The following is an 11548-nucleotide window of genomic DNA, read 5'->3' as shown; positions in this document are numbered from 1 at the left end:
ACGACATTAATAGAGGAATTGAAGCATGAAACGTGTAATGTTTGTCTGCAAAAAGAATTCTGCACGCTCCCAAATGGCTGAAGGCTTTGCCAAAACACTTGGTAAAGAAAAGATTGAAGTGACTAGTTCTGGATTAGAAGCAAGTCTTGTCAGACCAGAGGCGATCGCTACCATGAAAGAAGTTGGCATCGACATTACCGATCAACACTCCAAACCTCTGAGTGACTTCCAAGCGGAAGACTTTGATGTAGTGATTTCTCTGTGTGGTTGTGGCGTGAATCTGCCATCCGAGTGGGTGAAACGGGAAGTATTTGCAGACTGGCAATTAGACGATCCAGCTGAACAGCCAGAAATTTTCCCCAGAGTGCGCGATGAGATTAAAGAACGAGTGACACAACTCATCGAATCACTAACAGCAGAATTTATGCCTGTGGGATAAGGCTTTGTATCTACTAAAATCCAAACCAATGCAGCAGGATCTATGGCAGGTGTGCGTAAGTTTCAGCCTCTATTTTCAAGGCAGGTATATTGATTGGGTTGCTTGCTGAAGTTATTAAGTACTCTGTCAAAGAATCTCATTTGATGACTGACCGTGAGTGTTTTTTGGAACTTACTAGGCAACTGCACCGAACTCAGGCGATCGCAGTTGGTGGAGTACTCCGCGATTACTTGCGTGAGTTAGAAGAGGAACTACAGGATGTAATTAGAAAAGCGTAGGCAAAAAATTTTAATCTTCAACCAAGTAATACATGGCTACTCAGGTAGCTTTTGAAGTAATGCTTCCAGTCCTCGTTTTACTGATCCTCTGTCTTTTCCTGTCCTAGTAACTTCTTGGTCACTCAAAATTTCTTCTACTAAATTTTTCACTTCTGCCTTAGAAAATTTTTGGACTGATGTGTTTGTCTCAAACATAGCTTCTATAATATCTGCTCGCGTGACTCCTGCTGTTTGAGCTATTTCACCTAGCTTTTCCCATGTGGAGTTTGTTAGCCTTATGCTTCTAACCTCTCTTGGTTCGTTGGATTTTTGCTTAAATTGCCCATACTCATCTCTTTTACGCATAGGTTTCTAAACCCCCTACCATGTATTACATGGTAGGGGGTTTTAGTATGTTTAAAAACTTTTCTTATTAATCTTTACATATTTTTATATATTTCTTTTCTGTCTCCCAAATCAACTATGAGTATTAATAGAATTGAGTCTTCAATTGTATACAGGATTCTGTAGTTTTCTACTCTTATTCTGTATTGATTTTTACCCCCTTTTAACTTTTTGACCCCAGGAGGTCTGGGGTCAAAAGTAAGGTTATCAATTTTTAAGGTTATTTTTTCACGCACTAACTCTGAGAGCTTTGAAAACGCCCTTTCTGCTTTTGGCGAAAATTCTATTTTGTAGATTTTGCCATCGTTATTTGTTGCCTCCGTATTTGCCTTTGACAACTTCCCAAGGGATTGTGCCTTCTCTTCTTGCTTCTTGTTCGGCGGCACGCGCAACCTCCAGATCTAGGGCATCTTCTATATCTTGCTCTATCGCTTCGGAGATTGCATTCGCTAAGCCTAAAGATGCTTCTTTATAAGCTTTTTGCAAGTTTTCACCGTTGCTTGAGCGAGTAAGTACTAATAATATAGTATGCACCATACTTAACTCAACTGTCCCGCCAGATTTTTCAATTTCCTCTTTTATGTTTTTTAAACTTTCAATAGCTTTTGGCGGTAAATAATCCCAGTGATCAGTTACTAACTCCGTAAAGAGTCGATATATTTTTATTAAAATTCTTATTTGTGATCTTTTGCACTTAGCAGACCAACATTCTGAAATTAAAGTTTTAATTTCAGATGATTTTTTATTTATGCTAATAAGCTCATCAATTATTTTTTCTAGGCTTATACCTTCTACCTCAGATAACTCGATGTAGAATTTTATTAGTTCTGCTGTTTGGTCGATTTGTTTAGTTTTGGTTAAGCAGTTTTCTAAATGTTGTCTTATTTGTTCTAGTTTTTCGAGTTCATTGAGGCTAGCCGCGATTGTGCTAGTCATCTCTTTCACCTTTAGACAGCTTACATTCCTGTGTAGCATAACTGTATCTCACTTTTCCATGTATTACTTGGCTGAATTGTGAATTTTTAAACTTCAAATTCTGAAATTTAATATTTAGCCCATGTATTACTTGGACAATAAAATGTTTAAGACTAGTATCGATCTCTTCTGCTTTTAAGTAAGTTGCTGTTGAACTTAGCAAATTTTGCACTTTCTCGAATGCCATAATGCCTTTTAAATAAAGGCTTAAACAAATTCTTCATTTGTTTTTTCAAAAATACTGAGTGTATTTTTTAGAATGGTTGAGAACTGAAAGACAATTATGCGGCGTGGCGGGGGCGGGCTTGCGGATGAGGTTGTCACGACTAGGAGTTTTTTGCCTGTCCCTGCGCTCTTTCAGTTCGTCTGGGCAACATGAGTGAATGTGATTTGTAGTTTTTGGCAATTTGACAAGTGACTTTTTGATGTGTGTCCTTTTTTTATCTCTTCCTACACTTGACCTTGTTGCTACGCGACAAGCGCTAAAACGAACGCAAGGAGAAAGCAGCAAAACAAGTAATTGAAGTGGCGAATCAAGCTTTGCGGTGAAAATGAGTAGCTTTTGAGTTGGTAATAGCTTAGATATTGATCTAATTAATTATGACTAGGGATTTCAGTCTATGATGATTAGCTGGTATTGTTTGAGGCTAAATCTCAGAATACCAAGCGCACAAGCGCTATTCATTAATAGCTGATAGCTAAGTTATGGTAGTTGTAGCAATTCTAGCGGCAGGACGCGGCACAAGGATGAAATCACAGCTGCCCAAGGTTTTACATTCTTTGGGTGGGCGATCGCTAGTACAGAGAGTTATCAATAGTGTAGAACCACTTTCGCCTTCACGGCGATTAGTGATTGTGGGATATCAGGCTGAAGAAGTGAAAACAGCCATGCAGTCAATCCCTGATTTGGAGTTTGTCGAACAGACTGTACAACAAGGAACGGGTCATGCCATCCAGCAATTGCTTCCTCACTTGGAGGATTACGCTGGTGATTTAATAGTGTTAAACGGTGATGTTCCATTGTTAAGTACCCAAACCCTGAAAAATCTTTGGCAAACTCACCAAGAACATCAGAACGCTGCTACTATTCTCACAGCATATTTGCCTAATCCCCAAGGTTACGGGCGCGTTTTTTGCGATAGTGAAAATATTGTGCAACAAATCGTCGAAGATAAGGATTGCACCACTGCTCAAAGACAAAATCGCCGGGTTAATGCTGGGGTTTACTGCTTCCGTTGGCAAAATTTAGCAAAGGTATTGCCCTACCTAGAAGCAAATAATAATCAAAAAGAATACTATCTCACCGATGCCGTAACTCAAGTCGGGCAAGTGATGGCAGTAGATGTGGAAGACTATCAAGAAATTCTTGGCATCAACGATCGCTTACAACTCGCAAATGCTTACGAGATTCTGCAAAGACGAGTTAAGGAAAAATGGATGGTGGCAGGTGTCACTCTGATTGACCCTAGCAGTATTACCATTGATGACACTGTCGAGTTACAGCCAGATGTGATTATTGAACCCCAAACTCACCTGCGTGGCGATACTGTGATTAAGGCAGGAAGTCGCATTGGCCCTGGGAGTTTAATTGAAAATAGCCAGTTGGGTGAGAATGTCACAGTACAATATTCCGTAGTTAGGGATAGCATTGTGCAAGCAGAAAGCCAGATTGGCCCCTATAGCCATTTACGCGGTCAGGCTCAAGTAGGTGCTGGCTGCCGTGTTGGGAACTTTGTGGAATTAAAAAATACTCGCTTAGGCGATCGCACTAATGTGGCACATTTGTCATATTTAGGCGATACCACTGCTGGTACTAGGGTCAATATTGGTGCAGGCACAATTACAGCTAACTATGATGGTGTGAAAAAACACCCAACTAAAATAGGCGATCGCACTAAAACTGGTTCTAATAGCGTCTTAGTTGCTCCAGTTACCTTAGGCAATGATGTCTATGTGGCAGCTGGTTCAACTGTCACAGAAGATGTCCCTGATGATGCTCTGGTGATTGCCCGTGCACGTCAGGTAGTCAAACCTGGTTGGCGTAAGAAGAGTGCTGAGTGATGAGTGATGAGTGCTGAGTTTTTCATAACTTACTCAGCACTCACTACTGAAGACTCAGCATTAACGATACAGCCAACATTTGTCGCAATCGGTAGTTCTAAAGTATCACCAATTCTGTTACCGTCGTGGTATGCAGCGAGTAAGACTTGGCTGGTTTTACCCCATGCGATCGCCCCACTTGCATCCAAGGCGATCGCTCCTAAATCGCGTTGGTTGTTGTGTGCCTCAGCAAATGAGCGTTTCATGGCTTCTTTAAGAGACATTCCATCAGTCACACGTACTACAATCTTGGCTGCTAAACACTCATCAATGATGTCTTCTCCAATTCCAGTGCAGCTGACACCAGCATTATTTGTTGCATAATTACCCGCTGGCATTGCAGAATCGCTAACTCTGCCAATCCTCTCAAACCCCTTACCGCCTGTAGAAGTACCAGCAGCTAATCTACCGTAACTATCCAAAGCTACTACTCCTATAGTGCCACGTCGAGCATTGCTGCTTTCCACAAGTTCGGGTTCTGCAACCACCCCAGCCATCGTGCTTTTAAAATTATCTTGACGTTCCTGTATCCATTCTTGCAACCGCAAATCTGTTAAAGCGTTGTAACTGGGGATTTGCAACTCCCGTGCTAGTTCAGCTGAACCGTAATCTGACAGTACTCTGTCTGGAGAGGTTTGTAAAAATTCTGCTAACTGTATAGGATTTTTTACCCGCGAGATATTAATTACACCACTAAAGCGCCCTGATGATCCATCCATCAGAGAAGCACTCATGCGGATTTGACCATCAGATTGCAGTACCGAACCAGTGCCAGCATTAAAGCGGGGGTTATCTTCCAATAATTGACAACCCTGCACTACCGCCTCAGAAGCATTTGCTCCGGAGATGAGTAGAGAGTACACTTCCTCTACCACTGTATAGAGCGCTTGGCGCACCGCCTCCACCCCTCCTTTCCCGTGGAGTGAACTACCAGCTCCTCCATGAATAATTAATTTTGGCTGCACCTGTAACTTCATATATCCCTTGCGCTATTTGCGTCTCAGTGGTGTTAGTTTGAGTCAGTTTCATTTTTAACCTCAGAACGCCGACGGCGGCAACGTTCTGAGCAGTATTTCACCTCGTCCCAGCAATCTTGCCATTTCTTGCGCCAGGTGAAGGGACGTTCGCATACCGGACAGATTTTCGTAGGTAAGTCAGATTTAGAACGCTTACGCCCCATTTTGATACTGTGCAGATTGGAGAAAAAATTTGCGAGAGCGCTGGAAAATAATTATAACCAGATTGTTACAACCGCAGGATACTTTTTACGAACAAATGTGGGGTCAATCCCCCTAGAGAGTTATTCCAGGTTAACTTAGCGAGTATTTTAGAAATGTTCACTGCTATTTGGACTCAAGCTCAGGCGGCGAGACCTATTTAGAGCAAGATTGTAGCAGCATTATCAGTAATTCAAGCCAAGACAATTATCAATCGCTACAGGCATTTGCTACCTGCAATCAGCCCGCAAATTTATGGGTTATACCCCTCACAACATATGCTAAAAATTTATGTAATGCTAAAAACTTAGCTATGTAATGGTAATTACTGAGTTCAAGCAGGCGGAATTGCGTAGGAAGGCAAAGACTAAAAATTACTGTGAAATATGTGTAGCTAACAGTAGCAGTAATCGGCTGACTACTCGATTATCTGGTAACTGATAGAAATGCAATTCGCCTTGCATTTGTCGCATGAGATTTTTGCAGATTAAAAGGTGCAAACCTGGTGGTTGATCTAGGCTAGAGACAGCAAGCAAATCCTTGGGTTGATCTTGATTTAGCTCTTCTAGTAGCAGCGCTTCTATAGGGCCACTGTCTGTAATCGAAATATCTAACATTCCCTCATCTAAGCGACGACACCAGATATCAATTCTGCCTCCAGGCTGAGAACGTTGACAGGCTACAACCAATAATTCCTGAAGCACTAGTTCAATTTTTCTACTGTCACCGACGATCGCCATTGAGGATTGATTTCCTAAAGTTTGAGTACCTTTAAGATCCGCAGAATTTTTTGGTGACTCCTGAGTTACAACAGACTGTCCTAAGCCATGCACACCTACCCATAGCTTATGTTGTTTAAGTAAATTGTCCACTTTTTCGATGGCTCGCTTCAGCAAACTGGCTACAGGTATAGTTTCCGATTTTATGTGTAACTGCCATTGCTCATATTTGAGCAGTTCTGCGATCGAGGCTGTTGCGTGCTCTAACTGCCGCATTAGTGGTTGGGGGCGTGTTTCTCGTATTTCCTGGGCAGAAATGCCCGAATCATGAATCTGAGAGAGTAACGGCGTTGCTGCTCTGTGAATTTCTTCTAGACGACGATGCTTGTACCAATTGAGTTGTCGTAAGTCCTCGGTTGCCAACTCTAGAAGTTGGGTAATTTGCTTTTGACGATGCAACCAAGCTAATTGACAAACAAGAGTTTCAGCCGCACTGAGGCTTTGCTCCGACCAATAACGCTCTCGATGGTCTGCAAATAACACCACACTTGTGGGTTGATAAGCATTGGAAGTACGTAATACCATCACCAAAATTTGACCAATATCCGACCCATTCAACCAATTTCTGGTTTCTGGAGGCAAATCATCTACTCTGAGGCTGAGGTAACCTTCTTGGGCAAGTGCCCATTGGATGAGAACTTCAGTCTGAACAGAGATCGATGTATTAGCAACAATCTCAAATCCCTTATTAGTAATGACTCCTGGGATAATTTCTGCCTGATTCTGGCCAGGTGCCCAAGATAGCATTAATGCTAAAGGACAACCCAGAACAGATGCTATTTGTTGCAGTGCGGTGCGTTCTAGATGATGTTCTTCTGTATCTGTTGTTTTACTCTGGGTTTGTGCCAAGATACGCAAGCATTGTTGTAGGCTGTGTAAGATTGTTTTTTGCTGCTCGTTATTGCCTTGCAGTTGCCACTGACGAACAATTACACCAACTTGTTGGCTGACAACCCATAGCAGTTCCTTTTCTAAAGTCGTCCAACAGCGGTGCGTTTCATGAGCAATGACGACAAGGGCTATTGGGGAATTACCCTGAGCACAGTTGCAAACTAGTAGAGAATGCACACCATTTTCGATAAAAAATGGCCGCCAATTAAAAAATCGCAGATCTTCATCTAAATTCTCAATCTCCACTGCCTCAGTGACACGCTGCAAAAGCTGTCTATCTAAATCTTTGAGAGCATTGAGTGTAAATGTCAAAGGTCGGCGATTCTGGAGTTGGCTTTGGTGCAGAATTTGATAATGATTTTGGTCAGGGTCATAACGCAACAATAAAAAGCGGGTGGTACCAAGTCGATCTAAAACTCTCTGAGCACAGATACGTAGTACTTCTTGAAGGTCATGCTCACTATAGATAGCTTGGGCAACTTGACTAGTTAACTGGGCATCCGCTTGAATTTGTTTGATGGTACTTTCCATGTTATCAGTGGGGGCAACCAAAGAGATTAACCCAGCCGCACCTTGGACGAAATTTTTGTCTGTATCTGTCCAGATGCGAGGTTGATTGCCTTCTACTGCCAGAAAACCCAGCAATTCCTTTTGACAGATGATGGGAGCTGCCAACAGCGATCGCACCCGCAGGCGTTGGAGTAGCTTGCCTGTAACATGGCTATTGAGAGAACTACGTGACTCACCAATCGAGACAACTTGATTGACTACCAAAGCGTAATAAAATTCACTCAAGTCCTGCACAGAAATTCCTACTGCTGGTTGCTGGGGACCAGAGTTGCGACCGAGGTTGAGCAGCTGATTGCTCATCCGACACCAAAAGTAGCGCCCTTCTCGTTCAAACCAGTAAATATTTGTTCGAGATGGGGAAACAAATTGATGAGTTGCTTCTACTACGGCTTCTAGTTTTTTATCTAAATTACTTAGGGAGCGTAAATTTTCTAACAATCGCAACAAAGGCTCCTCAATCCGCTTGGTTTGCTTTTGCTGCAAATCTATCTCATGTTGATAAAGTACTGCCCCCAGTTCGGCTAAAACCATTAATAGCCTTGCTTTTGCGTCTCCAGCTAGTAAATAGCCCCAGCTTTGCGAACCTAGTAATACCAAACCCAAACAGCGGTCTCGATAGCGAATCGGTAAAACAATCGTTCCTTGGATTTGGAATTTTTTCGCTACTTCCTGTAATGTATCAGCGCGGTGTTCATCTCTTAAATCGGCTACACCTAAGGGACGCTGTTCAATTACGACTTGTTCTAATAAATCTCCTGAACTGAGAACTAAGCGCTGCTGTAAGAAATTAGGGTCTTTAGTAGGCGTCATGCCGCCTTTGCCATACAATGTATGATTCAGGCGATCGTAAAGAGCAATCCAAATTAGTTGGTAGTCAAACTGCTCTTTAATGTAAGCAATAGTAGTTTCAATTAAAACTTCAACATTATCCTCTTCCCTGAGTTTCTGGAGGACACGCCCCAAGGAAATTATCTGTTTTTCAGCAGCTATTGGTTTTTCTGGCGGTCCCATCTGATTATTAGTCAACATAACTTGTAATATATAAGATGCCCAGAAAAGCACCCTGATAATAAGTTGCGTTTAAAATTAGCATCTAAAAATAAGGCAGAAGGCAGAAGGCAGAAGGCAGAGGGCAGAATAAAAAGATGAGTAAGATGGACAAGGAGACAGGGAACGCGGGGACGCGGTGAAATAATTAATGCCCAATGCCCCATGCCCAATGCCCTATGGCAACTGTGATTGGAATGGATATCTATCAAATAGCAATTAGTCCACTGTTGTTTAATCTGCTCAAAACAGATCCAGAGTGGTTACACCAAAAGACGATTAACACTCTTGGCTGGCTCTCCCAAAGAAGCGATCGCCCACCTGCTAGATGGGTTAATGGCCTCCTTAAGCAGTCATTATGCTTATACGACCCCCGTTTAGAACAAAATCTGTTTGGGCTAAACTTTCCTAACCCTCTAGGTTTAGCAGCTGGGTTTGATAAGGATGGCATTGCCTCCCAGATCTGGTCAAGCCTTGGTTTTGGCTTTGCAGAACTGGGAACAGTGACATTTATTCCCCAGCCAGGAAATCCCCGCCCTCGCTTGTTTCGTTTGCCGTTAGATAAAGCTGCCCTCAACCGCATGGGCTTCAATAATAGCGGTGCAGCAGCATTGGCAGCACGATTGGCGCAAGGGAAACAAGAATTAAACCAGCGAATACCTATAGGTATAAATTTAGGCAAGTCTAAAGTAACCCCTTTAGAAGCATCTGCAAACGATTACCTCAATAGTTTTCGTTTACTTAAAGATTGGGGAGACTATTTTGTAGTTAATGTGTCTTCCCCTAATACGCCAGGGTTGCGATCGCTCCAAGATGCAGCCATGCTCGGCTCTATCTTAGATTTATTGCAACAAGATAATAAATCACAAAAGCCGATTTTTGTCAAGATAGCACCTGATTTAGAATGGGAAGCGATCGCTGATATTATTGCTTTAGCCAATACCTACCAAATTACGGGGTTAATTGCTACTAACACCACTATTCGCCGTGATTTGCTGAAAACTCAGGTGATTGCAAAAACAGGCAAAACTGTGCAAGAAGAAGCTGGTGGAATTAGCGGCGCACCATTACGCGATCGTTCTACTGAAGTAATTCGTTTTATTTGGCAGCAAACCCAAGGGCAATTGCCGATTATTGGCGTTGGTGGCATCTTTACCCCAGAAGATGCCTGGGAAAAAATTACTGCTGGTGCTAGCCTGATTCAAGTCTATACAGGCTGGATTTACGAAGGACCTATGATGGTAAGCCGCATTCTCACAGGTTTACTTTCTAAGTTAGAAGAAAGCGGATTAACTTCCATCAATGCAGCTGTAGGTTTAGCAGCAAAAGCTAAAAATTAAAACCATTTAATAATTATTAGTTCTCAAAGTTTGAGTTGGGATTTAGACCTCAACTCAAACTTACGAATTCCAGAAATGGGCTAATTTAAATCCCATCTGAAAAACTCCTCACTGTTCACTGTCGACTGATTGTTGATATTTTTTCCTTGGCAAAAAGCCAGGAAAATCAAGTTTCTAGTTTTAACTTTTATCTTCGTCTAAGGGGAAAAACTCCTTAGATTTTCGAGAGAATGACCAGGCAATACCATCTGGATCGCGACTGCGGCTCCATTCAGGAAAGTCAGGGTCATTTCGCCGTTTATATACCGTACTGGAATAAACATTGAGCCTTTTAGCAAGTTCTGATTGAATCAGTGAGCCAAAAACTAATTGTTTTTCCAAAGGTATTTTGACTTCTTCATGAGTTGCTGGAGGCAATAATTCAGCGTCTGTTTCTTCAGGCTGGGGCTGTGCTAGCGTTGGTGCCAGTAGTATAGGAGCAGCTTGGGCAACTGATTGAGAAGGAAGTTCCTTAGCAGGCTCACTACTTTCGAGTATGCTTCCCAAAATGGTGGCATTGATAAAGTAATAAACTGGACCGCCATCTTCAGAATTCAGAATACTGGCACCAAATTCGCTGGCTTTAGTATCTAGGTAGCGTTTGGCTATTGTTCCAGAAAAATTACCCTTGATTGCCAAGTCCATCGGTGTCACTCTGCCCTGAGTGTCCTGAAGCAGTCGATGGAAAATAGGATTAACTTGCTGACACCACTGTTGCCATTGATGCCACTGCCAAACATTGAAACCAATAAGCAGCAGTATTAAAGCCAGCAAAAATTTCCAAGTGGAAACAAGGAAAATAATCAAAAACGAGATTGGCAAAAGCAGAACGAGAAAAGCCTTCCCGCTGCCTTCTAGTGTCTTTTCACTCATGCTCATTGCTGCCAAGTGAATTGTTAGAAAAGAAATAATTATTATCTTGGCAAAAATTGTGACATTTTTTTGTATCTTTTGGCAAAGTTACGGCAAATTTGTTGGAAAAATATAACATTAATAATTTTTATGCACTGTAAGCTACCTGAAGTATTGGCAAATTATTCAGCCTGTAATTCTTTTAAATCAAGATTTTTGCCAAAAAAACAGCTTGTGCTAATTATGCCAGTCTGGCAAAAGTAAAATTTTTAGTAATTATATATACTTCTTTATTTAAGTGGAGTGATAGCGATAGCGCAGTGACGCTCCAGTAGTTGTAGATAGTTTTTTTGACTGAGACAATTAATGTCAAACTCAGCTTCCTAAATACTTGACATCTAGTAACACGCATACTACATTAATAATACAAGCCGATGTTCCAAAAGGAGTAAGCTTTCTTCTGTAGCGGATAGCTCAAATACCAGAGCGCCCACCTTGCCCGTAAGGGCCGACAATATCGAGGGTTATCGCAAATAACTTAAACACCCTTGATCCATTTCTGGAGATGCAGGTGAAAATCCTGCTTCGCTACACCAAACACCAAAATTAGTACTAAGCTTTGAATTTTTCACTCAGC

Annotated in this window: 11 protein-coding genes; 4 read left to right on the top strand and 7 right to left on the bottom strand. The window is 41.9% G+C overall.

What is annotated here, in order from left to right; genetic code table 11:
* The first annotated feature begins 25 nt into the window (after nt 1-25).
* Together arsC and BV372_RS36230 are read left to right on the top strand one after the other, a co-directional pair.
* Nucleotides 26-439, top strand: coding sequence for an arsenate reductase, glutathione/glutaredoxin type (gene arsC / locus BV372_RS12135; protein ID WP_086686758.1), 414 nt, complete (start codon nt 26-28; stop codon nt 437-439).
* 89 nt (nt 440-528) lie between these two features.
* Nucleotides 529-717, top strand: coding sequence for a protein rep (locus tag BV372_RS36230; protein WP_086686757.1), 189 nt, complete (start codon nt 529-531; stop codon nt 715-717).
* A 36-nt stretch (nt 718-753) separates the two neighbouring features.
* Here the strand turns inward: BV372_RS36230 and BV372_RS12125 are convergent, their stop codons facing one another.
* The 3 genes from BV372_RS12125 to BV372_RS12115 form a co-directional block, all read right to left on the bottom strand.
* Complete coding sequence (locus BV372_RS12125) at nt 754-1062, bottom strand: hypothetical protein (protein WP_086686756.1); 309 nt, start codon at nt 1060-1062, stop codon at nt 754-756.
* Between the two features lie 74 nt (nt 1063-1136).
* Nucleotides 1137-1439 carry a type II toxin-antitoxin system RelE/ParE family toxin gene (locus tag BV372_RS12120; RefSeq protein WP_218776707.1) on the bottom strand — a complete coding sequence of 101 codons (303 nt, stop codon included), beginning with the start codon at nt 1437-1439 and terminating at the stop codon, nt 1137-1139.
* Nucleotides 1408-2037, bottom strand: coding sequence for a hypothetical protein (locus BV372_RS12115; RefSeq protein ID WP_086686755.1), 630 nt, complete (start codon nt 2035-2037; stop codon nt 1408-1410). Before BV372_RS12115 ends, BV372_RS12120 begins: the two co-directional genes overlap by 32 nt.
* A 744-nt stretch (nt 2038-2781) precedes the next feature.
* Here BV372_RS12115 and glmU point away from each other — a divergent pair.
* On the top strand, nt 2782-4137 hold the full coding sequence (gene glmU, locus BV372_RS12105; protein WP_086686753.1) for a bifunctional UDP-N-acetylglucosamine diphosphorylase/glucosamine-1-phosphate N-acetyltransferase GlmU: 1356 nt from the start codon (nt 2782-2784) through the stop codon (nt 4135-4137).
* 29 nt (nt 4138-4166) lie between these two features.
* Here glmU and BV372_RS12100 read toward each other — a convergent pair whose 3' ends face one another.
* The 3 genes from BV372_RS12100 to BV372_RS12090 form a co-directional block, all read right to left on the bottom strand.
* Nucleotides 4167-5153, bottom strand: a complete 987-nt coding sequence (locus BV372_RS12100; protein WP_086686752.1) for an isoaspartyl peptidase/L-asparaginase — start codon at nt 5151-5153, stop codon at nt 4167-4169.
* Between the two features lie 32 nt (nt 5154-5185).
* Nucleotides 5186-5356, bottom strand: a complete 171-nt coding sequence (locus BV372_RS12095; protein ID WP_086686751.1) for a DUF2256 domain-containing protein — start codon at nt 5354-5356, stop codon at nt 5186-5188.
* Nucleotides 5357-5767: 411 nt separating this feature from the next.
* Nucleotides 5768-8662 carry a GAF domain-containing protein gene (locus BV372_RS12090; RefSeq protein WP_256973172.1) on the bottom strand — a complete coding sequence of 965 codons (2895 nt, stop codon included), beginning with the start codon at nt 8660-8662 and terminating at the stop codon, nt 5768-5770.
* A 215-nt stretch (nt 8663-8877) separates the two neighbouring features.
* Here BV372_RS12090 and BV372_RS12085 point away from each other — a divergent pair, with 215 nt between their 5' ends.
* On the top strand, nt 8878-10020 hold the full coding sequence (locus BV372_RS12085) for a quinone-dependent dihydroorotate dehydrogenase (RefSeq protein WP_086686778.1): 1143 nt from the start codon (nt 8878-8880) through the stop codon (nt 10018-10020).
* A 180-nt stretch (nt 10021-10200) separates the two neighbouring features.
* Here the strand turns inward: BV372_RS12085 and BV372_RS12080 are convergent, their stop codons facing one another.
* Entirely contained in the window at nt 10201-10932 is a 732-nt protein-coding gene (locus tag BV372_RS12080; RefSeq protein ID WP_086686750.1) for a hypothetical protein, read from the bottom strand.
* Nucleotides 10933-11548: the final 616 nt, after the last annotated feature.

The organism is Nostoc sp. T09, from assembly GCF_002154695.1.
Classification (GTDB): domain Bacteria; phylum Cyanobacteriota; class Cyanobacteriia; order Cyanobacteriales; family Nostocaceae; genus Aulosira.
Note: the sequence above shows the minus strand (reverse complement) of the source record. Positions and strands in the feature narration are given on the sequence as shown.

What these genes read in the sequence shown, in the direction of transcription:
- arsC (WP_086686758.1), top strand. Translation starts at nt 26, where the DNA reads ATGAAACGTGTAATGTTTGTCTGCAAAAAGAATTCTGCACGCTCCCAA.
- BV372_RS12125 (WP_086686756.1), bottom strand. Translation starts at nt 1,062, where the DNA reads ATGCGTAAAAGAGATGAGTATGGGCAATTTAAGCAAAAATCCAACGAA.
- BV372_RS12115 (WP_086686755.1), bottom strand. Translation starts at nt 2,037, where the DNA reads ATGACTAGCACAATCGCGGCTAGCCTCAATGAACTCGAAAAACTAGAA.
- glmU (WP_086686753.1), top strand. Translation starts at nt 2,782, where the DNA reads ATGGTAGTTGTAGCAATTCTAGCGGCAGGACGCGGCACAAGGATGAAA.
- BV372_RS12100 (WP_086686752.1), bottom strand. Translation starts at nt 5,153, where the DNA reads ATGAAGTTACAGGTGCAGCCAAAATTAATTATTCATGGAGGAGCTGGT.
- BV372_RS12095 (WP_086686751.1), bottom strand. Translation starts at nt 5,356, where the DNA reads ATGGGGCGTAAGCGTTCTAAATCTGACTTACCTACGAAAATCTGTCCG.
- BV372_RS12090 (WP_256973172.1), bottom strand. Translation starts at nt 8,662, where the DNA reads ATGTTGACTAATAATCAGATGGGACCGCCAGAAAAACCAATAGCTGCT.
- BV372_RS12085 (WP_086686778.1), top strand. Translation starts at nt 8,878, where the DNA reads ATGGATATCTATCAAATAGCAATTAGTCCACTGTTGTTTAATCTGCTC.
- BV372_RS12080 (WP_086686750.1), bottom strand. Translation starts at nt 10,932, where the DNA reads ATGAGTGAAAAGACACTAGAAGGCAGCGGGAAGGCTTTTCTCGTTCTG.